Source organism: Citrobacter sp. ABFQG, assembly GCF_004322975.1.
GTDB classification, from domain to species: Bacteria; Pseudomonadota; Gammaproteobacteria; order Enterobacterales; family Enterobacteriaceae; genus Citrobacter; species Citrobacter freundii.
Genome location: NZ_CP036435.1, coordinates 926,434 through 951,661, shown reverse-complemented (window position 1 = coordinate 951,661; position 25,228 = coordinate 926,434). Strand labels below are relative to the sequence as shown.

At 53.1% G+C, this 25,228-nt stretch carries 17 protein-coding genes, 2 tRNA genes, 1 rRNA gene and 1 riboswitch; of the genes, 8 read left to right on the top strand and 12 right to left on the bottom strand.

The features are described 5' to 3' along the window. Positions 1–150 precede the first annotated feature (150 nt). The 5 genes from WN16_RS04690 to btuB all read right to left on the bottom strand — a co-directional run bounded on the left by WN16_RS04690 (position 151) and on the right by btuB (position 5,033). A tRNA-Ala gene (locus WN16_RS04690) sits at positions 151–226 on the bottom strand. A 105-nt stretch (positions 227–331) separates the two neighbouring features. After that, positions 332–408 (bottom strand) — tRNA-Ile (locus tag WN16_RS04685). Between the two features lie 71 nt (positions 409–479). Continuing rightward, positions 480–2,021: ribosomal RNA gene (locus WN16_RS04680) — 16S ribosomal RNA — on the bottom strand. 377 nt (positions 2,022–2,398) lie between these two features. Continuing rightward, positions 2,399–3,250: a glutamate racemase gene (murI, locus tag WN16_RS04675; protein WP_003847829.1), complete on the bottom strand. Its 852-nt coding sequence runs from the start codon at positions 3,248–3,250 to the stop codon at positions 2,399–2,401. Continuing rightward, a complete protein-coding gene (gene btuB, locus WN16_RS04670) occupies positions 3,195–5,033 on the bottom strand; it encodes a TonB-dependent vitamin B12 receptor BtuB (RefSeq protein ID WP_044701858.1) in 1,839 nt (612 codons plus the stop codon). Before btuB ends, murI begins: the two co-directional genes overlap by 56 nt. 64 nt (positions 5,034–5,097) lie before the next feature. Beyond that, positions 5,098–5,285: riboswitch (cobalamin riboswitch) on the bottom strand. Positions 5,286–5,400: 115 nt separating this feature from the next. Here btuB and trmA point away from each other — a divergent pair. Further along, complete coding sequence (gene trmA / locus WN16_RS04665) at positions 5,401–6,501, top strand: tRNA (uridine(54)-C5)-methyltransferase TrmA (protein WP_003028866.1); 1,101 nt, start codon at positions 5,401–5,403, stop codon at positions 6,499–6,501. Positions 6,502–6,583: 82 nt separating this feature from the next. Here trmA and WN16_RS04660 read toward each other — a convergent pair whose 3' ends face one another. Continuing rightward, complete coding sequence (locus WN16_RS04660; RefSeq protein ID WP_003028863.1) at positions 6,584–6,943, bottom strand: YijD family membrane protein; 360 nt, start codon at positions 6,941–6,943, stop codon at positions 6,584–6,586. A gap of 15 nt (positions 6,944–6,958) precedes the next feature. After that, on the bottom strand, positions 6,959–7,594 hold the full coding sequence (gene fabR, locus WN16_RS04655; RefSeq protein WP_003028862.1) for an HTH-type transcriptional repressor FabR: 636 nt from the start codon (positions 7,592–7,594) through the stop codon (positions 6,959–6,961). Positions 7,595–7,785: 191 nt separating this feature from the next. Here fabR and sthA point away from each other — a divergent pair, with 191 nt between their 5' ends. Beyond that, positions 7,786–9,186, top strand: a complete 1,401-nt coding sequence (gene sthA, locus WN16_RS04650; protein ID WP_003028860.1) for a Si-specific NAD(P)(+) transhydrogenase — start codon at positions 7,786–7,788, stop codon at positions 9,184–9,186. Here the strand turns inward: sthA and oxyR are convergent. The 4 genes from oxyR to argC all read right to left on the bottom strand — a co-directional run bounded on the left by oxyR (position 9,169) and on the right by argC (position 13,619). Continuing rightward, complete coding sequence (gene oxyR, locus WN16_RS04645) at positions 9,169–10,086, bottom strand: DNA-binding transcriptional regulator OxyR (protein WP_003028858.1); 918 nt, start codon at positions 10,084–10,086, stop codon at positions 9,169–9,171. The two genes, sthA and oxyR, sit on opposite strands and share 18 nt — an antisense overlap. 263 nt (positions 10,087–10,349) lie before the next feature. Beyond that, on the bottom strand, positions 10,350–11,723 hold the full coding sequence (argH, locus tag WN16_RS04635; RefSeq protein ID WP_003028856.1) for an argininosuccinate lyase: 1,374 nt from the start codon (positions 11,721–11,723) through the stop codon (positions 10,350–10,352). A 108-nt stretch (positions 11,724–11,831) separates the two neighbouring features. Beyond that, positions 11,832–12,605 carry an acetylglutamate kinase gene (argB, locus tag WN16_RS04630; RefSeq protein WP_003028854.1) on the bottom strand — a complete coding sequence of 258 codons (774 nt, stop codon included), beginning with the start codon at positions 12,603–12,605 and terminating at the stop codon, positions 11,832–11,834. A 9-nt stretch (positions 12,606–12,614) separates the two neighbouring features. After that, positions 12,615–13,619, bottom strand: coding sequence for an N-acetyl-gamma-glutamyl-phosphate reductase (gene argC, locus WN16_RS04625; RefSeq protein ID WP_016151284.1), 1,005 nt, complete (start codon positions 13,617–13,619; stop codon positions 12,615–12,617). A gap of 155 nt (positions 13,620–13,774) precedes the next feature. Here argC and argE point away from each other — a divergent pair, with 155 nt between their 5' ends. The 6 genes from argE to WN16_RS04595 all read left to right on the top strand — a co-directional run bounded on the left by argE (position 13,775) and on the right by WN16_RS04595 (position 22,819). Further along, on the top strand, positions 13,775–14,926 hold the full coding sequence (gene argE, locus WN16_RS04620; protein WP_003028848.1) for an acetylornithine deacetylase: 1,152 nt from the start codon (positions 13,775–13,777) through the stop codon (positions 14,924–14,926). A 269-nt stretch (positions 14,927–15,195) separates the two neighbouring features. Further along, positions 15,196–17,847: a phosphoenolpyruvate carboxylase gene (gene ppc / locus WN16_RS04615; RefSeq protein WP_003840542.1), complete on the top strand. Its 2,652-nt coding sequence runs from the start codon at positions 15,196–15,198 to the stop codon at positions 17,845–17,847. A 212-nt stretch (positions 17,848–18,059) separates the two neighbouring features. Continuing rightward, positions 18,060–19,793 carry a phosphoethanolamine transferase CptA gene (locus WN16_RS04610; RefSeq protein ID WP_044701856.1) on the top strand — a complete coding sequence of 578 codons (1,734 nt, stop codon included), beginning with the start codon at positions 18,060–18,062 and terminating at the stop codon, positions 19,791–19,793. Positions 19,794–19,944: 151 nt separating this feature from the next. Continuing rightward, positions 19,945–20,793: an AraC family transcriptional regulator gene (locus WN16_RS04605; protein ID WP_044701855.1), complete on the top strand. Its 849-nt coding sequence runs from the start codon at positions 19,945–19,947 to the stop codon at positions 20,791–20,793. Positions 20,794–21,040: 247 nt separating this feature from the next. After that, the gene (gene fsa, locus WN16_RS04600; protein ID WP_003847840.1) at positions 21,041–21,703 is read left to right on the top strand and encodes a fructose-6-phosphate aldolase; all 663 of its coding nucleotides are present in this window, start codon (positions 21,041–21,043) and stop codon (positions 21,701–21,703) included. 12 nt (positions 21,704–21,715) lie between these two features. Next, on the top strand, positions 21,716–22,819 hold the full coding sequence (locus WN16_RS04595; protein WP_003847842.1) for a glycerol dehydrogenase: 1,104 nt from the start codon (positions 21,716–21,718) through the stop codon (positions 22,817–22,819). 85 nt (positions 22,820–22,904) lie between these two features. On the opposite strand, the gene katG is transcribed toward WN16_RS04595, so the two are convergent. Continuing rightward, positions 22,905–25,085: a catalase/peroxidase HPI gene (katG, locus tag WN16_RS04590; protein WP_044701853.1), complete on the bottom strand. Its 2,181-nt coding sequence runs from the start codon at positions 25,083–25,085 to the stop codon at positions 22,905–22,907. Positions 25,086–25,228 lie beyond the last annotated feature (143 nt).

The window sequence follows — 25,228 nt, the reverse complement described above, 5'->3', positions numbered from 1 at the left end:
CGAACACACCATTTATCTGTTCTTATTACGGAGAACAGACACAGTGTGTCGTTTCAATTTTCAGCTTGATCCAGATTTTTAAAGAGCAAAACTTCGCAGTGAACCTTTTCAGGTACACTCTGAAGTTTTCTTGTGTTTTTGCAGTAAAGATGGTGGAGCTATGCGGGATCGAACCGCAGACCTCCTGCGTGCAAGGCAGGCGCTCTCCCAGCTGAGCTATAGCCCCATCGTAGTTATCTCATTCACCTTAATTCCTGCTGAGACAAGGCGTGGAGCGGCGAAGCATACTGAAGTATGCGAGTCGTTTCACAACGCGGTATCAGAAAGAATTTGGTAGGCCTGAGTGGACTTGAACCACCGACCTCACCCTTATCAGGGGTGCGCTCTAACCACCTGAGCTACAAGCCTGCAGAGATTTTCTTACTGCTAATTTTCATCAGACAATCTGTGTGAGCACTACAAAGAACGTTTCTTTAAGGTAAGGAGGTGATCCAACCGCAGGTTCCCCTACGGTTACCTTGTTACGACTTCACCCCAGTCATGAATCACAAAGTGGTAAGCGCCCTCCCGAAGGTTAAGCTACCTACTTCTTTTGCAACCCACTCCCATGGTGTGACGGGCGGTGTGTACAAGGCCCGGGAACGTATTCACCGTGGCATTCTGATCCACGATTACTAGCGATTCCGACTTCATGGAGTCGAGTTGCAGACTCCAATCCGGACTACGACATACTTTATGAGGTCCGCTTGCTCTCGCGAGGTCGCTTCTCTTTGTATATGCCATTGTAGCACGTGTGTAGCCCTACTCGTAAGGGCCATGATGACTTGACGTCATCCCCACCTTCCTCCAGTTTATCACTGGCAGTCTCCTTTGAGTTCCCGGCCGGACCGCTGGCAACAAAGGATAAGGGTTGCGCTCGTTGCGGGACTTAACCCAACATTTCACAACACGAGCTGACGACAGCCATGCAGCACCTGTCTCACGGTTCCCGAAGGCACCAAGCCATCTCTGGCAAGTTCCGTGGATGTCAAGAGTAGGTAAGGTTCTTCGCGTTGCATCGAATTAAACCACATGCTCCACCGCTTGTGCGGGCCCCCGTCAATTCATTTGAGTTTTAACCTTGCGGCCGTACTCCCCAGGCGGTCGACTTAACGCGTTAGCTCCGGAAGCCACGCCTCAAGGGCACAACCTCCAAGTCGACATCGTTTACGGCGTGGACTACCAGGGTATCTAATCCTGTTTGCTCCCCACGCTTTCGCACCTGAGCGTCAGTCTTTGTCCAGGGGGCCGCCTTCGCCACCGGTATTCCTCCAGATCTCTACGCATTTCACCGCTACACCTGGAATTCTACCCCCCTCTACAAGACTCTAGCCTGCCAGTTTCGGATGCAGTTCCCAGGTTGAGCCCGGGGATTTCACATCCGACTTGACAGACCGCCTGCGTGCGCTTTACGCCCAGTAATTCCGATTAACGCTTGCACCCTCCGTATTACCGCGGCTGCTGGCACGGAGTTAGCCGGTGCTTCTTCTGCGAGTAACGTCAATCGTTGCGGTTATTAACCACAACGCCTTCCTCCTCGCTGAAAGTACTTTACAACCCGAAGGCCTTCTTCATACACGCGGCATGGCTGCATCAGGCTTGCGCCCATTGTGCAATATTCCCCACTGCTGCCTCCCGTAGGAGTCTGGACCGTGTCTCAGTTCCAGTGTGGCTGGTCATCCTCTCAGACCAGCTAGGGATCGTCGCCTAGGTGAGCCGTTACCCCACCTACTAGCTAATCCCATCTGGGCACATCCGATGGCAAGAGGCCCGAAGGTCCCCCTCTTTGGTCTTGCGACGTTATGCGGTATTAGCTACCGTTTCCAGTAGTTATCCCCCTCCATCGGGCAGTTTCCCAGACATTACTCACCCGTCCGCCACTCGTCACCCAAGGAGCAAGCTCCTCTGTGCTACCGTTCGACTTGCATGTGTTAGGCCTGCCGCCAGCGTTCAATCTGAGCCATGATCAAACTCTTCAATTTAAGTTTGATGCTCGTGAATTAAACTTCGTAATGAATTACGTATGTTCACTCAGAGACTTGGTATTCATTTTTCGTCTTGCGACGTTAAGAATCCGTATCTTCGAGTGCTCACACAGATTGTCTGATAAATTGTTAAAGAGCAGTTGCGACGCGCTTTAGCGCTCTGTCGCGAGGTCCCGTATATTACGTTTTCCTCATTCAGAGTCAAGCATTTATTTTTGCTTTTCTCTACGAGATTCTCAGGAGAACCCCGCTGACCCGGCGGCTTGTAATCCGTTGTTCCGTGTCAGTGGAGGCGCATTATAGGGAGTTATTTCGGGCTGACAAGGGGAAATTTAAAATAATCTTCCGAGTGCGTATTTTTTCATCAAAACCACTTAAACTGACAGTTTTTCGAGCGTTTTAAAGCCATAGCGCTGTAGCACGGGCAATAGTTGTTCGGCTTCTGTCGTCATTGCCATACAAAATGCAACGTTCTCATCGGTTGATTTCGCATCTGGCGCTTCATGTTCTAATAACCAGGCCGTGCGGCGCGCAATCGCGGCACCAGAATCCACCAGCCGCGTCCCCTCGGGCAGGACCTGTAAAAGCTCTTCCTGTAATAGAGGGAAATGAGTGCAACCGAGCACTACCGTATCGGGTGGTTCCGACATCCGCAGCCACGGACGCAGAATACGCCGCAGCTCTTCCAGAGAGACCGTTTCGCCGTGCAGCTTCGCTTCCGCCAGTTCCACCAACTCAGCAGAACCCAACATTGCAATTTGGCATTCGTTAGCAAACCGCGCAATCAGCTCATGGGTATACGAGCGCTTCACCGTTGCACGCGTAGCCAGCAGCCCCACTACGCCATTCGCCGTGAGTCGCGCCGCCGGTTTAATCGCAGGCACCACGCCCACAACCGGGAAGGCAAACTTCTCACGTAACGCAGGAAGCGACACCGTGCTTGCTGTATTACATGCGATGACCGCAAGAGAAAGGGGATAGCGCTGCTGGACAGCAGTCACAATCTCAACAACACGCTCGACGATAAACTCCTCGCTCTTCTCTCCATAAGGAAAGGCGACGTTGTCGAAAGCGTAGATATAGTGGAGATCCGGCAGAAGACGCCGGATCTCGTCATAGACCGACAACCCACCGACGCCGGAATCAAACACCAGCACAGTGGGACGGGGATCAGAAGGTGTAGCTGCCAGACAAGGTGTATTCCCGTCCTGCAGTTGCGTAGCCATAAACTGTCTCGTAATCTTTATCGAACAGGTTGGCGATTTTACCACGAACTGTCAGCTGTGAGGTGATTGGATATGACACGGCAAGATCCCACAGGCTAACTCCTCCCATTTTTACCGGCTGGTAGGTTAAGTAGTCCGTGTCATAACGCGTTCCCAGGTAGTGATACGTCAGGCCCCAGTCAAAATCATAGACCTGCCAGTCAAGCTGGTATTTCACCTGCTGTTTAGAACGTCGTGCGAGGGGCTTGTCCGTAATTGCATTGCGCGAATCGACATAATCGTAGCTCAACGTATGTGCCAGCGGTCCGGTATCAAAGTTTGCGGTCGCTTCAACGCCTTTAATGCGTACTTTACCTTCGTTAAAGTATTTCTCGGTATGTGGGTCATAATCGATCATGTCATCGATATCGTTACGATACCCTGAAACTCGCCAGTTCACACCCGCCGTTAAGCCTTCAAACGCCCCTTCCCATTGCTTACTTTGTTCAGGATCCAGGTTCGAATTGCCGTAATAACCATGCAACTGCCCGAGATTAGGTGCTTTGTAAGATGTACCGTAGGACGCAATAAAGCGATAGCCTTCAATAAACTCCCATCCGGCGCTGGTTTGCCATGTGCCATGACGTCCAAACTCGGAGTTATCATCACTGCGCGCAGCACCTTCGAAAGTGAAATCACCCAGTTGCTGTAATCCCGTCAAGTAGAGGCCGGTATTTCGCTGGTCGTAACCGTCCGTGACATACCCGGTGCCAGGCTCCGTAGTTTGCTTTTGCCAGTCGACACCAGCGCCCACATTACCATGACCAACCACTATGCTGTTTGACCACTGCACATTATATTGCTTCATCTCATCCAGTGTGGCCGAGGAATCATAGCGGCCATAATCCGGATCATAGTTGTAGTCTTTGCTATGGCTATAGCTCGAAACCAGCTGCGACTGGATAAGCTCGCCATTAAAACGCAGTCCGGCATCCCAGCTTTGGCTGTAGAGTTTTCGGGTATCGAGGAGCGGCGAGCCAGGAGAGTAATATGAGTCGTAATTCGTGCGGTTATCATAACCATAACCGCGAACAAACCCGCTCCATGTATCGGAAAAGTTGTGTTCCAGCGCGCCATACAGCGTCTTACTTAAGAAGCCGTCTTTGTCGGGCTGAGCCTGAGAGCCGGTGCTGCCGTATGCTACAACATCAAAGCCTTTGGTATAGGCATAATCGCCCATCAGCGTGACGCGCGTATTTTCGCCGAGCTGTTGTTGGGTTGAGACATCGTAATTCTGATACCCATTGCTCCCCACACCGGCTGTCAGTTCCGTCCCCGGCTTTTCGCGCGTGGTAATGATATTCACCACGCCGCCAATCGCATCAGAACCATAAACCGCCGAACGCGGCCCTCGAATGTATTCGATACGCTGCACTAACGAGACCGGGAACTGGCTGAGATCGGCTGCGCCGCTAACCCCTGCCAGGTTCAGGCGCACGCCGTCAATCAGCACCAGAACATGGCTGGCGTTGGTGCCGCGAATAGAGATAGACGAGTTTTGTCCCATACCACCGTATTGAGCGATATCGACGCCAGGCAGGCGACGAAGCACATCATTCACGGAGGTAGATTGCCAGCGATCGATATCCTGACGCGTAACAACGGTAATAGGAGCGAGTACTGCGCTACGAGGCTGCTGAAAACGGTTGGCAGTGACGACGAGAGTATCCGGGCGAGTGTCCTGTGCCCAACCAGAAAATGCCGTGACGGACAGCGCCGTGCACAGCAATGATTTTTTGATCATTGTAAAGCATCCACAATTTAAGAAGGATGCCGCAGGTCCCACCGATAGTACGCGATGATGAAAACCAGATGCGACGTTAGCCGGCAGGTCTTCGGGCTTGGAGGCGACTTAAAGAGACGATGACTTCCCGCGGCAATCCGCAGTGTCTGCACCAGGTGCGCTCATCTCTTACCTTCCTTACCGCTGCGCGTCAGCTCCAGATTTACACTGGATTCCCTTTTAACTCACAGGACCGGAAAACGGATGCTACAGTTTGTTACAACCTGGTGTCCAGACCGCGTATCACATTATCGGAAATCATCAATGACTGGACATCTGTTGAGCAATCCCTACAATCCCCGCGTACTTTTATTTTTCAGGACGCATCATGACCCCCGAACACCTTCCGACAGAACAGTACGACGCCCAGTTAGCTGAGAAAGTAGTGCGTCTGCAGAGCTTAATGACGCCATTTTATGCACAGGCTCCGGAAGTGTTTCGCTCACCGGTCAGCCATTACCGTATGCGCGCCGAATTCCGCCTGTGGCATGACGGTGATGACCTGTACCACATCATGTTCGACAGCCAGACCAAAAACCGTATTCGCGTCGACAGCTTCCCGGCTGCCAGCGAGCTCATCAACACGCTAATGACGGCAATGATCGACGGCGTTCGCAACAACCACGTCCTGCGCCACAAACTGTTTCAGATTGATTACCTCACAACCCTGAGCGATCAGGCGGTGGTTTCGATGCTGTACCATAAAAAGCTGGATGATGAATGGCGTAAGGAAGCCGAAGCGCTGCGAGATGCGCTGCGGGCGCAAAACCTGAACGTGCATTTGATTGGTCGGGCTACCAAAACCAAAATTGAGCTGGACCAGGACTACATTGACGAACGCTTGCCGGTTGCAGGTAAAGAGATTATCTACCGCCAGGTTGAGAACAGCTTCACCCAGCCAAACGCCGCCATGAATATTCAGATGTTAGAGTGGGCGATTGATGTCACCAGGGGCTCAAAAGGCGACCTGCTGGAGCTGTATTGCGGCAATGGCAATTTCTCGTTAGCCCTGGCGCAAAACTTCAACCGCGTACTGGCCACTGAAATCGCCAAACCGTCCGTGGCTGCTGCACAGTACAACATCGCGGCTAACCATATTGATAACGTACAAATTATCCGCATGGCGGCCGAAGAGTTTACACAGGCGATGAACGGTGTTCGCGAGTTCAACCGTTTGCAGGGAATCGATCTGAAGAGTTACCAGTGTGAAACTATCTTCGTTGACCCACCGCGCAGCGGTCTGGACAGCGAAACGGAGAAAATGGTGCAGGCGTATCCGCGCATTCTGTACATCTCTTGCAATCCGGAGACGCTGTGTAAGAACCTGGAAACGTTAAGCCAGACGCACAATGTTTCACGTCTGGCGCTATTCGATCAGTTCCCGTATACGCACCATATGGAGTGCGGAGTACTGTTAACGAAGAAGTAAGACTGAACGGAAGCCGGATAAGCACTACCGGTTCAGATTGCCGGATAGCGGCTTTGCCTTATCCGGCCTACAGCGACAACTATTACTCCACAATTTCCTGTTTACGGTTACGCACTTTAAAGCCGATCCAGAACACCAGAATCACCGACAGCACCGCCGGGAAGAAGTTAGAGCCAATATCCGGATATTCAGCGCGTACCACGGTGCTGTACAGCAGAACACCGAGAATAAAACAGGCGGCGGCCAGGCCCGGCAATCCCACAGGCATGGTGCGGTTCTGATAGCGTTGATGCAAACAATAAACCGTCAGCACCAGCGAAATAATCGGGAATACGGAGAATGGCACAATGGAGCTAAACAGCGCCGCAAATGTACCATTGATCGATAAGCCAGCAACCAGCGCCAGCAGCAGCGTACCTTTATCTTGACCTGACTGTTTCATTGCTTGTCCTTCTCGTTACTCGGAGTGGTGCGTCATCTTCTCTTGTTCACGGCGGTACCAATAAAATGCGCCTTTCGCGATCATGCGCAGTTGCAATACCAGCCGCTCTTCTAGCTGTCGACGCTGTTCAGCGCCAACATCCAGTGCTTCTGCCCCGGCGCTGAAAACAATGGTTACCATGGCTTCGGCTTGCGCTTCAGTAAACGCACGAGGCATATGGTTTTCGAGTTCCAGATAGTCCGCAAGTTCCGCAATGAAGTGCTGAATTTCACGTGCGACCGCTGCACGAAACGCTGCGGATGTCCCCGAACGCTCGCGCAATAATAAACGGAAGGCGTTGGGATTGTTGCCGATGAACTCCATAAATGTTGAGACCGAGGTGCGGATCACACTCCCGCCCTTCGCGATACGCTGGCGCGCCTGGCGCATCAATTGACGCAGCATCAGACCGCTTTCGTCCACCATCGTCAGGCCGAGTTCATCCACATCGCGGAAATGGCGATAAAACGAGGTTGGCGCAATGCCCGCTTCACGAGCAACTTCGCGTAAACTGAGGCTGGCAAAACTACGCTCAGCGCTCAGTTGACTAAATGCGGCTTCTACCAGCGAACGCCGGGTTTTTTCTTTTTGTTGCGCTCTAACGCCCATCACGATGTCTGAATCCTTCCACATACCTTGCTGGCACTATACCAGAGATTAGGCGGTTGGCATGGCTTTGTGAATGATTGTTTACGCGCAGTTTGTGCTTCGACTTCGCAAAAAAGCACAACGATAATTGGGTTATCCTGACAACGATGTTACTATTCTGTTGCTTTTATGTATAAGAACAGGTAAGCCTGACCATGTCACATTCCTACGATTACGATGCAATAGTAATAGGTTCCGGTCCCGGCGGCGAAGGCGCTGCAATGGGTCTGGTTAAGCAAGGAGCGCGCGTCGCGGTGATTGAGCGCTATCATAACGTCGGCGGAGGCTGTACCCACTGGGGCACCATCCCGTCGAAAGCCCTCCGCCACGCCGTCAGCCGCATTATTGAATTCAATCAGAACCCACTGTACAGCGACCACTCCCGACTCCTACGTTCTTCTTTTGCCGATATTCTCAACCACGCTGATAACGTTATTAATCAGCAAACGCGTATGCGGCAAGGATTTTACGAGCGCAATCACTGCGAAATTTTGCAGGGGAATGCCCGTTTTGTTGATGAACACACGATCGCCCTGGAATGTCACGACGGTACGGTGGAAACGCTGACTGCGGATAAGTTTGTTATTGCCTGCGGTTCGCGTCCTTATCGCCCTGTTGATGTCGACTTTTCGCATCCCCGGGTTTACGACAGCGACTCTATCCTGAGCCTGCACCACGAACCCCGCCATGTGCTGATTTATGGCGCGGGGGTCATTGGCTGTGAATATGCGTCGATCTTCCGTGGAATGGACGTCAAAGTTGATTTAATCAACACCCGCGATCGTCTGCTGGCATTCCTCGATCAAGAGATGTCCGACTCCCTCTCTTACCACTTCTGGAACAGCGGTGTGGTCATTCGCCACAACGAAGAGTATGAGAAGATTGAAGGCTGCGATGACGGCGTCATCATGCACCTGAAATCCGGTAAGAAACTGAAGGCAGACTGCCTGTTGTACGCCAATGGCCGTACCGGTAATACCGATTCGCTGGCGCTGGAAAACATTGGTCTGAAAACCGACAGCCGTGGGCAGCTCAAAGTGAATAGCATGTACCAGACGGCGCTGCCGCATGTGTATGCCGTAGGGGATGTGATCGGTTATCCGAGCCTGGCATCGGCGGCCTACGACCAGGGACGCATTGCCGCCCAGGCGTTGGTAAAAGGCGAAGCCACCGCGCATCTGATTGAAGATATCCCGACCGGGATTTATACCATTCCAGAAATCAGCTCCGTTGGTAAAACCGAACAGCAACTCACGGCAATGAAAGTTCCATACGAGGTTGGCCGCGCCCAGTTTAAGCATCTGGCACGTGCGCAAATCGTGGGTATGAGTGTCGGAACGCTGAAGATCCTGTTCCATCGCGAAACCAAAGAGATTCTGGGGATCCACTGCTTTGGGGAGCGTGCGGCCGAAATTATTCACATCGGACAAGCGATAATGGAGCAAAAAGGTGGTGGTAACACTATCGAGTACTTCGTTAACACCACCTTTAACTACCCAACCATGGCAGAAGCCTATCGGGTAGCAGCGCTAAATGGCTTAAACCGCCTGTTTTAACGCACTGTCGAAATGGCCATCCATTGATCCACGGATGGCCTCTGCCAACTGTTCATAACGGCTGCGCAGCGGCGAACCAGGACGGTACACCAGACCAATCGTACGACGCGGTTCGGGTTTAATGCATGGCAGATAAACGACACCATCACGCTTACGCTCCGGCGGAACAGCCAGCGCAGGCAGTAAGGTAATACCGCTTCCTGCCGCCACCATGTTACGCAGCGTTTCCAGACTGGTTGCCCGAAAATGGGTATCTTCATCAGCACCCGCTTCAAAGCAGAAGCCCATTGCCTGATCGCGCAGGCAGTGGCCATCTTCCAGCATCAGCAGTTTTTCACCCGCCAGATCGGACATCGGTACACAGTCACGGTTTGCCCACGGATGATCTTCATAGATCGCCAGCAGCATAGGCTCATCAAATAGCGGTACTTCGATGAACGCCTCACTCTCTTTCACCAGCGCCAGAATGACGCAGTCGAGCTTGCCGCTATCCAGTTGCGCTAACAGCTGATGTGTCTGCGCTTCATGGAGATACATTTCCAGTTTTGGGAAGGTCTGGTGCAACATCGGAATAATATGCGGCAGCAGGTATGGCCCCACCGTTGGGATCAAACCAATATGCAGCGGGCCAGACATTGTCTCGCCTTGTTGGCTTGCCATCTCCTTGAGCACTTTGACCTCGCGCAGCACGGTGCGCGCCTGATCCACCAGCAGCAAACCAGCCTGGGTGAACAGCACCTTGCGACTCGTACGCTCCAACAACATGACGCCAAGCTCATCTTCCAGCTTGCGGATCTGCCCGCTCAGCGTTGGTTGGCTAACGTGACAGGAGTCTGCCGCTCGTCGGAAGTGACGATGTTCGGCTAGCGCTACCAGGTATTCAAGATCACGAATATTCATTATTCATCCTCCATCGCCACGATAGTTCGTAGCGATAGGTAGCATAGCAACGAACGATTATCCCTATCAAGCTTTCTGTTTAATAATGCACCACAGAAACGGAACGGTACCCCTTTAACCCTTGAAGCTACTGTCCGTTTTGAGAGTTTCTCTCATACTCGAAATAACTAAAGCCAACGTGAACTTTTGCGGACCTTGTGTCCGCATTTTTTTTGCATAAAAAAGCCCGGCGTGACGCCAGGCTCGAATGATTACCCATCAATTTATGCCAGACGCGCCTTCGCGTAGTCGATCGCCTGTGCAACCTGCTGGGGTGACACGCCGCCTTTCGCCGCACGCTTGTCCAGGCACGATTGCAACGAGAGGATCGGGTAAACGTCATCGCCAATCACCTGGCTAAACTTTTGTAAGTCAGCAAGCGACAGCGCCTCCAGCGGTTTGCCCTGTCGAATCGCCTCGACCACCGTTTCACCTACGATATGGTGCGCTTCGCGGAACGGGACACCTTTCGCCACCAGATAATCCGCCAGTTCAGTGGCGTTAGCATAGCCCTGCTGCGCCGCTTCCTGACAACGCGGACGTTTCACCTGGATACCATCCAGCACCAGCGCGGCCATATGCAGACAGTCCAGCCAGGTGTCGAGCGCGTCGAACAGCCCTTCTTTGTCTTCCTGCATATCTTTGTTGTATGCCAGCGGGAGGCCTTTTAACGTCATCATCATGCCGGTCAACGCACCCTGCACGCGACCGCATTTGCCACGGATCAGCTCCAGCGCATCCGGATTTTTCTTCTGCGGCATCAGAGATGAACCCGAAGTCACACGATCAGACAGCTCGACAAAGCCCGCTTCGCCGGTGTTAAAGAAAATCAGGTCTTCAGCAAAACGCGACAGGTGTACCATGCCGATAGAGGCGTCTGAGAGTAACTCCAGCACGTGGTCACGGTCAGAAACGCTGTCCAGACTGTTGCGCGTAGCCGAGGCAAAGCCCAACCAACCCGCCAGCTGCTCGCGATCGATTTCATACGCCGTACCCGCCAGCGCGCCGCAGCCTAACGGACTGACGTCCAGGCGTTTGAGCGCATCCTGCAGGCGGCTCTCGTCACGCGCCAACATTTCAACATAGGCCAGACACCAGTGAGCAAACGTCACCGGCTGCGCACGTTGCAGGTGGGTGTAACCCGGCATGACGGCGTCCTGGTTATTCTCCGCCGTCACCACCAGCGCAGTTTGCAACTGACGATTGGCCGATAGTAATTCGATAACCGTGTCTTTGCACCACAGCTTGAGATCGGTCGCGACCTGGTCGTTACGGCTACGTCCGGTATGCAGTTTTTTACCAAGCTGGCCGACTTTATCAATCAGCTTACCTTCCACCCAACTGTGAATATCTTCGGCATCGCTTTGCAGAATCTGCTGAGGATTCGCACGAACCTCTTCCAGCAGATTATTCAGCGCCTCTTCCAACCGCAGCTGTTCATCAGCAGTCAGTACACCGACCGTTACCAACGCTTTGGACCAGGCCACAGAGCCAACAATATCCTGTTCTGCCAGGCGGTAGTCAAAACGCAACGAGTCGTTGAACTGTTTGAACCGCTGATCTGCTGCCTGTGTAAAACGCCCACCCCAAAGTGCCATAACGAATTTCCTTAATATGATATTTTTGCCCGGTGGCGCTGCGCTTACCGGGCCTACAAAACCCACGTAGGCCGGATAAGGCGAAGCCGCCATCCGGCACATTAGTAGTTAAGCCAGAATACGCGTACCAATTGGCGTGCCGTTAAACAGCGCCGGGAGTTGCTCTGCATGACGCCAGGAGGCGATATCCACCGGACGACCCAGCGTACGCGCGGCATCCAGCGCCGCATTCACCTTCACGATCATGCCATCGGTAATAATGCCCTGTTCAATCAGCTGTTCCGCTTTCGCTGCAGTCATTTCGGCAATACGCTGGCCTTTGCCATCCAGAATACCGCTTACATCAGAGAGCAGGATCAGATCCGCACCCAGCGTTGCCGCCAGCGCCGTTGCCGCCTGATCGGCATTCACGTTCATCAGCAGCCCATCATCAGTGACGCCAATAGAGCTCACTACCGGCAGAAAACCGCTTTCCAGCAGCGTGTTAATCAGCTTAGGCGAACCCGGCTGCGCCAGTCCAACATGACCCAGTTCTTTATCGAGCGGCGTCACTTTTACGCTGTCGCCATCGCCAAGATACAGACCCACAGACGCGATGTGATGCTTTTTCGCCCAGGCCAGCAAGGTTTTATTCGCCGTTCCCGCCAGGGCACCGGTAATAATGTCAATTTGATCGGCAGGCGTGACGCGCAGACCATTTTTCTTTTTCACCGGCAGATTCAGCTGCTTCATCAGCTCGTCGACCACGCAGCCGCCACCATGCACAATGACCAGCGGACGCTGGTGCGACTCACGATAATTCACCAGTGCGGTAAACAAGCGCTCCAGCGCCTCTTCACTATCCAGTAAAACGCCGCCCAACTTGATAATTAATGGATTCATTGTTGCACCCTAAATAAGAGACTGCGTTTGGGCAAAGCCAAAACGAATATTTGCGCACTGCATCGCCTGTGCCGCCGCGCCTTTCAATAAGTTGTCTTCCGTCGCCACGACGATCAGGTGTTCACCCTGTACGGCAAACCCGATATCGCAGAACGGTAATCCAACCACATTCTTCAGCGCCGGAACCCCTTTGTCATACAGACGCACCAGCGGTTTATCGCCATACGCCTGTTGCAGCGCCTGAGCCACCTGAGCATGGGTTACGCCCGCCTTAAGGCGGCAAGTGATAGTTTCCAGAATTCCGCGCGGGAAGTTACCCAGATGCGGGGTGAAAATCACTTCTGTCCCCAGATGAGTGGCGATTTCCGGCTGATGACGATGGGTAAACACGCCATACGGCTGCAGGCTCACCTCACAAAAGCTGTTGGAGATAGCCGCTTTACGCCCCGCACCGCTCACGCCGCTGGTCGCATTAATTACCGGCCACTGGCTGAGATCCAGCAGCCCGGCATCAATCAACGGTTTCAGCGAAAGCTGCGCCGCCGTCGGGTAACAACCTGGCACAGCAATCAGATTCGCTTCTTTCAGTTTGTCCGCGTTCCACTCCGCCAGCCCATAAACGGCCTGCTCCAGCAGCTCAGGATGCTGATGCGTAAAGCCATAATATTTTTCATAGAACGCGCCGTCGTTTACGCGAAACGCGCCCGAAAGGTCAAACACCACGCAACCGGCCTGCAAAAACTGCGGAGCCAGGTCATGACTCACCTCATGAGCCGTTGCGAGGAACACAACATCCACCCCTGCGCTAAACTCGCTGATATCTGACATTGGCTGCAACGGTAAATCGACAATGCCTTTCAACTGCGGATGCAAATCGGAGATTAATTTTCCTGCATCATTGCTTTGCGCTGAGACGGTCAAAGCGGTTATGGTCATATCAGGATGGCGATTTACATAGGTCACAAGCTCTGCGCCGGCATAGCCACTGGCGCCCACAATCAGCGTATTCAACATCGGGGCAGCTCACCTTCTTAGATTCTGTTGCCAGGTATAAGCCTTTATCACCTCACCTTACACTTGGTGGGTTTTATTACGCTCAACGTTAATGTATTTTTATTCACAAATACTGCATGAATATTGATACTATCATGACCCGAGGTGTGTCAACAATGAAAAACAATTTACCGCCATTTATCGAGATTTACCGCGCTCTGATTGCCACGCCATCGATCAGCGCCACCGAAGAAGCGCTCGATCAAAGCAATGCAGGTTTAATCACTCTGCTGGCGGGCTGGTTTAAAGATTTAGGCTTCAATGTTGAGGTCCAACCGGTTCCCGATACGCGAAATAAATTCAATATGCTGGCGAGCATTGGACAGGGCGCTGGCGGCCTGTTGTTGGCGGGCCATACCGATACCGTACCCTTTGATGACGGACGCTGGACGCGCGATCCGTTCACTCTAACCGAGCATGACAATAAGCTGTATGGTTTGGGTACGGCGGACATGAAAGGCTTCTTCGCCTTTATCCTCGACGCGTTGCGTGATGTCGACGTCACGAAACTGAAAAAACCCCTGTACATTCTGGCCACTGCTGACGAAGAGACCAGCATGGCGGGAGCTCGCTACTTCTCTGAAACTACCGCTCTGCGCCCGGACTGCGCGATCATTGGCGAACCCACATCCCTGCAACCGGTGCGCGCGCACAAAGGCCATATCTCTAATGCGATACGCATTCTGGGACAGTCGGGTCATTCAAGCGATCCGGCGCGTGGCGTTAATGCGATTGAACTGATGCATGATGCCATCGGCCATATCATGCATCTGCGCGATGACCTGAAAGCTCGCTATCACCATGATGCCTTTACCGTCCCGTATCCAACGTTAAATTTGGGCCACATCCACGGCGGTGACGCCGCCAACCGAATCTGCGCCTGCTGCGAATTGCATATGGATATTCGCCCGCTACCGGGTATGACGCTAAACGATCTCAATGGGTTACTTAACGAAGCGCTGGCCCCTGTCAGCGAACGTTGGCCGGGTCGCCTGACCGTATCTGAACTGCATCCGCCAATTCCAGGCTATGAGTGCCCACCTGACCATCAACTGGTAGAGGTGGTTGAGAAACTGCTGGGCGCACAGACTGAAGTGGTGAACTATTGCACCGAAGCGCCGTTTATCCAGACGCTTTGCCCAACGCTGGTATTGGGTCCAGGCTCCATTAATCAGGCGCATCAGCCGGATGAGTATCTGGAAACGCGCTTTATTAAGCCAACCCGCGAATTAATCACCCAGGTTGTGCACCATTTCTGCTGGCATTAACTGCTTGTCACCCCGCTAATCCCTTAGTGGTAAGCGGGGCGATTTTTTAACATTTCCATAAGCAACGCTTATTTGATTGGATGTGAATTAAATAACGTAAATTCACGGCATTTATTCGTTTGCTGAACCGATTTCGCAGCAATTGACGTCACGTGTTTTACGTGGCTTTATAAAAGACGGCTAAAAAGTTAAGTCCGCAAGATTTTGCGTGATAGTCAGGCGCGAAAGATACAGGACATATTCAAAATAGATGGGGTGTCTGGGTTAATATGAACGAACAATATTCCGCGTTGCGTAGTAATGTCAGTATGCTCGGCAAAGTGCTGGGAGAGACCATCAAGGATGCGTTGGGAGAGAACATTCTTGATCGCGTAGAAACAATTCGAAAGCTGTCCAAATCATCTCGCGCTGGCAATGAAATTAATCGCCAGGAATTGCTCACCACACTGCAAAATCTGTCTAACGACGAGCTGCTGCCGGTTGCCCGCGCATTTAGCCAGTTCCTGAACCTGGCCAACACCGCCGAGCAGCACCACAGCATTTCGCCAAAAGGCGAAGCCGCCAGCAACCCGGAAGTGATTGCTCGCACTCTGCGTAAACTGAAAGAGCAGCCCAACCTCAATGACGCCACCATCAAGAAAGCCGTAGAATCACTCTCTCTGGAGCTGGTACTCACCGCCCACCCGACCGAGATCACTCGTCGTACGCTGATCCATAAAATGGGTGAAGTGAACGCCTGCCTCAAGCAGCTTGATAACAAAGACCTCGTCGATTATGAACGCAACCAACTGATGCGCCGTCTGCGTCAGCTCATTGCTCAGTCCTGGCATACGGATGAAATCCGCAAACTGCGCCCAAGCCCGGTTGATGAAGCCAAATGGGGATTCGCGGTTGTTGAAAACAGCCTGTGGGAAGGTGTGCCGAACTACCTGCGCGAGCTGAATGAACAACTGGAAGAGCATCTTGGATATAAGCTGCCAGTTGATTTTGTCCCGGTTCGATTTACCTCCTGGATGGGCGGCGACCGTGACGGCAACCCGAACGTAACGGCGGATATCACCCGTCACGTGCTATTGCTCAGCCGCTGGAAAGCGACAGACCTGTTCCTGAAAGACATCCAGTTTCTGATTTCTGAGCTGTCGATGGTGGATGCTACACCGGAGCTGATGGCACTGGTAGGTGAAGAAGGCGCAGCGGAACCATACCGCTATCTGATGAAAACCCTGCGTTCTCGTCTGATGGCGACCCAGGCCTGGCTTGAAGCCCGTCTGAAAGGCGAGAAATTGCCGAAACCTGCGGGACTTCTCACCCAAAACGAACAGCTCTGGGACCCGCTTTACGCGTGCTACCAGTCTCTACAGGCCTGTGGTATGGGCATCATCGCCAATGGCGAATTGCTCGACACCCTGCGCCGCGTGAAGTGTTTCGGCGTGCCGCTGGTGCGTATTGATATTCGTCAGGAAAGCACACGCCATACTGAAGCCTTGGGCGAACTGACTCGTTATCTGGGCATTGGCGACTACGAAAACTGGTCGGAAGCTGATAAACAGGCTTTCCTGATCCGCGAACTGAATTCCAAGCGTCCGCTCCTGCCGCGTAACTGGGAGCCGAGCAATGACACCCGTGAAGTGCTCGACACCTGTCAGGTCATTGCCGAAGCCCCGTATGGCTCCATTGCCGCCTATGTTATCTCGATGGCGAAAACGCCGTCGGATGTGCTGGCCGTGCATCTGCTGCTGAAAGAAGCCGGAATTGGTTTTGCTATGCCGGTCGCTCCGCTATTTGAAACGCTGGACGACCTCAACAATGCCGATGACGTCATGTCCCAGCTTCTGAATATCGACTGGTACCGCGGCTTTATTCAGGGCAAACAGATGGTCATGATCGGCTACTCTGATTCCGCAAAAGACGCGGGCGTGATGGCGGCGTCCTGGGCGCAATACCAGGCTCAGGACGCGCTGATCAAAACCTGCGAAAAAGCCGGTATCGAACTGACGCTGTTCCACGGTCGCGGCGGATCCATTGGTCGCGGCGGCGCGCCTGCGCATGCGGCGCTGCTCTCTCAACCGCCAGGCAGTCTGAAAGGCGGTCTGCGCGTGACAGAACAAGGGGAGATGATCCGCTTTAAGTACGGCCTGCCGGAAGTGACCATCAGCAGCCTGTCGCTGTATACCGGAGCAATTCTGGAGGCCAACCTGTTACCACCGCCAGAACCGAAGGATAACTGGCGTCATATCATGGATGAGCTTTCCGATATTTCCTGCGAGCTATACCGTGGATATGTTCGTGAAAACAAAGACTTCGTCCCTTATTTCCGCTCAGCTACACCGGAGCAGGAACTGGGTAAATTGCCGCTCGGTTCACGTCCGGCAAAACGCCGTCCGACCGGCGGCGTTGAGTCTCTGCGTGCTATACCGTGGATCTTTGCCTGGACGCAGAACCGTCTGATGCTCCCGGCCTGGCTTGGTGCTGGTACCGCGCTGCAAAAAGTGGTTGAAGATGGTAAGCAAAGCGAACTCGAAGCGATGTGCCGCGACTGGCCATTCTTCTCCACACGCCTTGGCATGCTGGAAATGGTTTTCGCGAAAGCAGACCTGTGGCTGGCAGAGTATTACGATCAGCGCCTGGTCAAAAAAGAGCTGTGGCCGCTGGGTGAAGAGCTACGCCAACGCCTGGCAGCAGATATCGATGTCGTACTGGCGATTGCCAACGACTCACATTTGATGGCCGACCTGCCGTGGATTGCCGAGTCCATTCAGTTAAGGAATGTTTATACTGACCCGCTGAACGTCTTACAGGCAGAATTGTTACACCGCTCACGCCAGGCCGAAGAGCAAGGCCATGAACCGGATCCACGCGTTGAACAAGCGCTGATGGTGACTATCGCTGGTGTTGCAGCCGGTATGCGCAATACAGGCTAACGCCCCCTCCCGCTGTCGCCTTCGTGCTATTGTACGAAGGCGACAGTAAAAACAGCTGTTACAACCACTTCATTTTCAATATATTCCCGCCTGAACATATTCACTACGTGAATATTACAACAGCAAAACACGATCCTGAGATCGTGATGCTTCAGTTCCTCTTAATGTTTAGTCGCTACTCTTGGCGCTACGATTAAAGACAGGCTCACATTATGCAATCCTTACAACTCCAGTCTAAACCCGCCTTTAGCTGGAAAGCCCTGGGTTGGGCGCTCCTCTATTTTTGGTTTTTTTCCTCATTACTGCAGGCCGTTATCTATTTTAGCGGCTATAGCGGATCTACCGGCCTACGCGACTCCCTGCTGTTCAGCTCGCTGTGGTTGATCCCGGTATTCTTATTTCCAAACCGTATCCGCATTATTGCTGCCGTCATTGGCGTAATTCTATGGGCGGCCTCGCTGGCAGCTCTGAGCTATTACGTCATTTACGGGCAAGAGTTCTCGCAAAGCGTTCTGTACGTAATGTTTGAAACCAATGCGAACGAAGCCAGCGAGTACCTGAGTCAATACTTCAGCCTGAAGATCGTCTTAATTGCGCTGGCATATACAGCAATGGCAATTCTGCTATGGACACGTCTGCGTCCGGTACATATTCCATCACCCTGGCGCTATCTGGTGTCGTTTGCACTGTTATACGGATTGATTCTGCATCCGATGACAGTGAACACATTTATCAAACATAAGCCGTTTGAAAAAACGTTGGATGGCCTTGCTTCACGTATGGAGCCCGCCGCGCCGTGGCAATTCATCTCCGGGTATTATCAGTATCGTCAGCAGTTGACCTCGCTCAATAGCCTGCTGAATGAGAACAATGCCCTGCCGCCGCTGGCCAACTTTAAAGACAGTTCAGGTGACGCACCGCGTACGCTGGTACTGGTGATTGGTGAGTCAACGCAACGTGGCCGCATGAGCCTGTATGGCTATCCGCGTGAAACGACGCCAGAACTGGATGCGCTGCATAAATCCGATCCTAACTTCACCGTATTCAATAATGTCGTGACTTCCCGTCCGTACACCATTGAAATCCTGCAGCAGGCGCTGACCTTCGCTAACGAGAAGAACCCGGATCTGTATCTGACTCAGCCGTCCCTGATGAACATGATGAAACAGGCGGGTTATAAAACCTTCTGGATCACTAATCAGCAGACGATGACCGCCCGCAACACCATGCTGACGGTGTTCTCTAAGCAGACGGATAAACAGTTCTATATGAACCAGCAGCGTACGCAAAGTGCGCGCGAATATGACAGCAACGTGCTGGCGCCATTTAAAGAAGTACTGGCCGACCCGGCACCGAAAAAGTTCATCATCGTGCATCTGCTGGGTACGCATATTAAGTACAAATTCCGCTATCCGGATGGCCAGGGTAAGTTTGACAATAATATCGACCATGTTCCCGCAGGTCTGAGTCACGATGAGTTGGAAGCCTACAACGATTACGACAGCGCGAATGTTTACAACGATCATATTATTGCCAGCCTGATCAAAGACTATAAAGCGACCGATCCGAACGGCTTCCTGCTGTACTTCTCCGATCATGGCGAAGAGGTTTACGATACGCCACCGCACAAAACGCAGGGTCGTAATGAAGACAACCCAACGCGCCATATGTACACGGTGCCGTTCCTGTTGTGGACTTCGGAAAAATGGCAGGCCGCGCACCCGCGTGACTTCTCACAGGATGTGAATCGTAAATACAGCAGCTCAGAGCTTATCCACACATGGTCTGACTTAGCGGGCTTCACCTACGATGGCTTCGATCCAACTCGCGCCATTACCAATCCGCAGTTCAAAGAGACAACCCGCTGGATTGGCAATCCGTACAAGAAAAATGCCCTGATAGATTACGATTCCCTGCCTTACGGCGATCAAATCGGTAATCAATAACCGTCTGCCGGATGCGCTACGCTTATCCGGCCTACAGCTCGCAAAGACTTGTAGGCCGGATATGGCATTAGCCGCCATCCGGCAATAATCACTTGAGGGCGATTGTTTTCAACGTTACTGTTTCCCTGTCTGCTGCCTGCAAGGGATTAACATGTATCACGACGTCAGCCATCTTCTCTCCCGCCTGATTAACGGCCCCACGCCGCTGCGGCAGATTTATTTCGCCAGCACCAATAGCACAACGCCGGAACTGGCGTATCAGGTCGATTTTCCCCGGCTGGAAATTGTGCTGGAAGGTGAATTTGCGGATTCTGGCATCGATAAGGTGCTTACCCCCGGCGATGTCTTGTTTGTTCCGGCTGGCGGCTGGAATATTCCGCAGTGGGCCACACCGGTCACGACACTCAGCATTCTGTTCGGCAAACAGCAACTGGGTTTCAGCGTCGTCCAATGGGACGGCAAGCAATATCAAAACCTTACCCACCAGAACGTCGCTCGGCGTGGGCCGCGTATTGGCTCTTTTCTGCTGCAAACGCTCCATGAGATGCAAATGCAGCCGCAGGAGCAGCAAACGGCCAGGCTAATCGTTGCGAGCTTGCTGAGCCACTGTCGCGATCTGCTCGGCAGCCAGATCCAAACCGCATCACGTAGTCAGGCGCTTTTCGACGCCATTCGCGGCTATATTGACGAACGCTACGCTTCACCGCTCACCCGTGAATCCGTCGCACAGGCGTTTTACATTTCACCCAATTACCTCTCCCACCTGTTTCAAAAAACGGGCGCTATCGGGTTTAACGAATACCTGAATCATACGCGACTGGAACACGCAAAAACGCTGTTAAAGGGTTACGAGCTGAAGATCAAAGACGTGGCGCACACCTGTGGGTTTATTGACAGCAACTACTTCTGCCGCCTGTTTCGCAAGAATACTGAGCGTTCGCCGTCAGAGTATCGTCGGCAGTATCACAGCCAGTTGACGGAGAAAAAAACTGACCAGTAATAATCGCATACTGGGACAGAAAACGGAGACAAAGGTAACATTTACTGGATTTTTGTATTATCAAAAAACATATACCAGCTCATATCACTTACATGTGAAGTATCTCTCACTTTTATAGACATATTACATTTATCCAGCTTTTGACAGATTTGTCAGATAGCACCGCGTGACGAAACACTCTTATCCTGTGCATAGCAAAGCAACCCGGCAACGGGCAGCTAACGGAAAACGTAGAGGGTGTTTTTGTATGGAACTTTATCTTGATACCGCCAACGTCGCGGAAGTCGAACGTCTGGCCCGCATCTTCCCTATCGCGGGCGTCACCACCAACCCAAGCATTGTGGCAGCAAGCAAAGAATCCATCTGGGATGTGCTGCCACGCCTGCAGAACGCCATTGGCAAAGAGGGCATTCTGTTTGCCCAGACCATGAGTCGCGACGCACAGGGCATGGTGGAAGAAGCTAAACGCCTGAGCAATGCGGTGCCCGGTCTGGTAGTGAAAATCCCGGTGACATCCGAAGGTCTGGCCGCGATCAAGATGCTAAAAAAAGAGGGTATCACCACGCTGGGAACCGCCGTTTACAGTGCTTCTCAGGGGCTACTGGCTGCGCTGGCAGGAGCGAAATATATCGCGCCTTACGTTAACCGTATCGACGCGCAGGGCGGCGACGGGATTCGCGCAGTACGGGAACTGCAAACATTGCTGGAACTGCATGCACCGAACAGCATGGTACTGGCGGCCAGCTTTAAAACTCCACGTCAGGCGCTGGATTGCTTGCTGGCAGGATGTGAAGCAATCACCCTGCCATTAGACGTAGCGCAACAAATGCTCAATACCCCTGCGGTAGAGTCAGCAATAGAGAAGTTTGAGCAGGACTGGAACAACGCATTTGGTCACATCAACCTGTGAGGGAAATAAAGTATGGATCGCATTATTCAATCACCTGGTAAGTACATCCAGGGTGCCGATGTTATTACCCGTCTTGGCAGCTACCTCAAACCATTGGCAGAACGCTGGCTGATCGTTGGGGACAAGTTTGTCTTAGGCTTTGCCCAGGGTGCACTGGAAAAAAGCTTCCAGGATGCCGGACTGGCGCTGGAAATTGCACCGTTTAGCGGAGAATGTTCACAAAACGAAATCGACCGTCTGCGCGTCGTAGCGGAAAAAGCGCAGTGTGCGGCAGTACTTGGTATTGGTGGCGGTAAAACGCTGGATACCGCCAAAGCGCTGGCGCACTTTATGGGCGTGCCTGTCGCCATTGCGCCAACCATCGCTTCTACCGATGCGCCGTGCAGCGCGCTGTCCGTCATTTACACCGATGCCGGTGAATTCGATCGCTATCTGCTGCTGCCCAATAACCCGGACAGGGTCATTGTTGATACCAAAATTGTCGCGGGCGCACCGGCGCGTCTGTTAGCTGCGGGTATTGGCGATGCGCTGGCGACCTGGTTCGAAGCGCGTGCCTGTTCACGCAGCGGCGCAACCACAATGGCGGGCGGTCAGTGTACTCAGGCGGCGCTGGCGCTGGCAGAGCTGTGCTTTAATACGCTGATCGAAGAAGGTGAAAAAGCGATGCTGGCTGCAGAGCAGCACGTGGTTACACCAGCACTGGAGCGCATTATTGAAGCCAACACCTATCTGAGTGGCGTCGGTTTTGAAAGCGGTGGTCTGGCAGCGGCTCACGCCATTCATAACGGTCTGACCGCAATCCCGGATGCACATCATTATTACCACGGCGAGAAAGTGGCTTTCGGTACGCTGACGCAGTTGGTGCTGGAAAACGCGCCGGTCGATGAAATTGAAACCGTTGCCGCGCTGTGCCATTCCGTTGGCTTGCCGATTACCCTGGCGCAACTGGATATCAAACAGGATATTCAGGCGAAAATGCGCATTGTGGCTGAGGCAGCCTGTGCCGAAGGCGAAACCATCCACAACATGCCTGGCGGCGCAACGCCGGACCAGGTGTATGCCGCCCTGCTTGTGGCTGACCAGTACGGTCAACGTTACCTGCAAGAGTGGGAATAACCTGCAAATAGAAAATCCCCGCAAATGCGGGGATTTTTTATTCCTACCATGCCGGATCCGCGCAAGCGGCATCCGGCATCGTCTGTTACAGCAGATCGAAACGATCCAGGTTCATCACTTTCACCCATGCGGCAACGAAATCTCTCACGAACTTCTCGTGGGCATCGCTACAGGCATAGACTTCAGCCACTGCGCGCAGCACAGAGTTAGAACCAAACACCAGATCGGCGCGGGTTGCGGTGTATTTTACTTCGCCACTCAGACGGTCACGACCTTCAAACAGCTCTTGTGACTCATCAACCGCCTTCCACTCATGGCGCATATCCAGCAGATTGACGAAGAAGTCAGTGCTGAGTACGCCTGGACGATCGGTAAAGACACCGTGCTGGCTACCATCAAAGTTGGTGCCCAGTACGCGCATACCGCCCACCAGCACGGTCATTTCCGGTGCGGTTAGCGTCAGCTGCTGTGCTTTATCGATCAACAGCGACTCGGTGGTCGATACGTCAGGACGGGCGCGGTAGTTACGGAAGCCATCGGCGATCGGCTCAAGCAGTTCAAACATCTCAATATCCGTTTGATCCTGGTGCGCATCCACGCGGCCCGGCGCAAAAGGTACCTTAATGCTGACGCCCGCAGCACTTGCCGCCTGCTCGATACCGACAACCCCGGCCAGCACGATAATATCGGCCAACGAGGCGGTATGAGCAGACTTATAAATCCCTTCCAGCACAGGCAGAACGCGTGCTGCGGTGGCATTCACATCCCAGCCGCGCTGTGGATCCAGCGCCAGACGCGCACCGTTAGCGCCGCCACGTTTATCCCCACCGCGGAAAGTCGATGCCGACGCCCACGCTACCGATACCAGTTCGCCCACGGACAGCCCGGAAGCGGCGATGGTCGCTTTCAGCTTCAGGATATCTTCTTCGCTTGGGTTGAAGAACGCATGCGGCAGCGGGTCTTGCCAAATCAAATCTTCTTTTGGCACTTCCGGTCCGATGTAACGCGCTTTTGGCCCCATATCACGGTGCGTCAGTTTGAACCACGCACGAGCAAACGCTTCGTTGAACGCCTGCGGATCGTTCAGGAAACGGCGGGAGATTTTCTCGAACTCAGGATCGAAACGCAGCGTCAGGTCGGTAACCAGCATTGTTGGCTTGCGTTTTTTCGACGGATCAAACGGATCGGGGATAATCTCCGGTGCGTCAACCGCTTCAAACTGAATAGCGCCTGCCGGGCTGCGAGTTTGCACCCACTCATATTTGAACAGGTTCTCGAAGAAATAGTTGCTCCACTGGGTCGGAGTCTGCGTCCAGACAACTTCCAGACCAGAAGTGATGGCATCTGCACCCGAGCCGCTGCCGTAGCTGCTGGCCCAGCCCAGGCCCTGTGCTTCAATCGGTGCGGATTCAGGATCGGCGCCTACGTGCGAAGCCGGTGCAGCGCCGTGGGTTTTGCCCAACGTATGACCGCCGCCAATCAGCGCTACGGTTTCTTCGTCGTTCATTCCCATGTTACCGAAGGTCGCGCGAATAGCCGCTGCCGCTGAAAGCGGTTCGCCGCTATGGTCCGGCCCTTCCGGGTTCACATAGATAAGGCCCATTTCGGTTGCGCCCAGCGGCGCTTTGGCCAGTTCTTCCGGGTGACGGTGAGTCAGCCAGGCTTTTTCATCACCCCAGTTTACGTCGAGATCCGGTTCCCAGACATCTTCACGACCAGCACCAAAGCCGAAGGTGCGGAAGCCTGAGTTTTCCAGCGCCACGTTACCCGCGAGGATAAACAGGTCGGCCCAGGAAATTTTCTGGCCATATTTCTGCTTGATTGGCCACAGCAGACGACGCGCTTTATCAAGGCTTACGTTGTCCGGCCAGGAGTTCAGTGGTGCAAAACGCTGCTGTCCGCGACCCGCGCCACCGCGTCCATCGATGGAGCGATAGGTCCCTGCACCGTGCCATGCCATGCGGATAAACAATCCAGCATAGGTTCCCCAGTCAGCGGGCCACCACGGTTGAGATTCGGACAGAAGGGCTCTGAGATCCCCTTTCAGGGCAGAGTAGTCGAGTTTGCTAAACTCTTTGCGGTAGTCGAAGTCCTCACCCAGCGGGTTAGAACGGTTGGAATGTTGGTTTAAAAGATCAACGCGCAGTTGATTTGGCCACCAGTCGCGGTTGTTCGTTCCTGCTCCCGCGCTCTGGTCGTGACCGCCCTGATGAAAAGGACACTTACCGGCAGTTGATGTGTTCTGGCTATCGTCGGACATGCTCATCTATATGCTCCCTTTACAGTGTTCTGACTACGATATACACCACCAGAGATAAGATATAGTCGAAAAAACCCACAGATTCGATAGCTAATTCCTTTTATATTTTACGTTACAGAGATGTAGATCAAAATGATCAACAAAAAGCC

Coding starts and splice junctions, on each gene's coding strand:
- murI (WP_003847829.1), bottom strand. CDS start 3,250: ATGGCTACGCAACTGCAGGACGGGAATACACCTTGTCTGGCAGCTACA.
- btuB (WP_044701858.1), bottom strand. CDS start 5,033: ATGATCAAAAAATCATTGCTGTGCACGGCGCTGTCCGTCACGGCATTT.
- trmA (WP_003028866.1), top strand. CDS start 5,401: ATGACCCCCGAACACCTTCCGACAGAACAGTACGACGCCCAGTTAGCT.
- WN16_RS04660 (WP_003028863.1), bottom strand. CDS start 6,943: ATGAAACAGTCAGGTCAAGATAAAGGTACGCTGCTGCTGGCGCTGGTT.
- sthA (WP_003028860.1), top strand. CDS start 7,786: ATGTCACATTCCTACGATTACGATGCAATAGTAATAGGTTCCGGTCCC.
- oxyR (WP_003028858.1), bottom strand. CDS start 10,086: ATGAATATTCGTGATCTTGAATACCTGGTAGCGCTAGCCGAACATCGT.
- argH (WP_003028856.1), bottom strand. CDS start 11,723: ATGGCACTTTGGGGTGGGCGTTTTACACAGGCAGCAGATCAGCGGTTC.
- argB (WP_003028854.1), bottom strand. CDS start 12,605: ATGAATCCATTAATTATCAAGTTGGGCGGCGTTTTACTGGATAGTGAA.
- argC (WP_016151284.1), bottom strand. CDS start 13,619: ATGTTGAATACGCTGATTGTGGGCGCCAGTGGCTATGCCGGCGCAGAG.
- argE (WP_003028848.1), top strand. CDS start 13,775: ATGAAAAACAATTTACCGCCATTTATCGAGATTTACCGCGCTCTGATT.
- ppc (WP_003840542.1), top strand. CDS start 15,196: ATGAACGAACAATATTCCGCGTTGCGTAGTAATGTCAGTATGCTCGGC.
- WN16_RS04610 (WP_044701856.1), top strand. CDS start 18,060: ATGCAATCCTTACAACTCCAGTCTAAACCCGCCTTTAGCTGGAAAGCC.
- WN16_RS04605 (WP_044701855.1), top strand. CDS start 19,945: ATGTATCACGACGTCAGCCATCTTCTCTCCCGCCTGATTAACGGCCCC.
- fsa (WP_003847840.1), top strand. CDS start 21,041: ATGGAACTTTATCTTGATACCGCCAACGTCGCGGAAGTCGAACGTCTG.
- WN16_RS04595 (WP_003847842.1), top strand. CDS start 21,716: ATGGATCGCATTATTCAATCACCTGGTAAGTACATCCAGGGTGCCGAT.
- katG (WP_044701853.1), bottom strand. CDS start 25,085: ATGAGCATGTCCGACGATAGCCAGAACACATCAACTGCCGGTAAGTGT.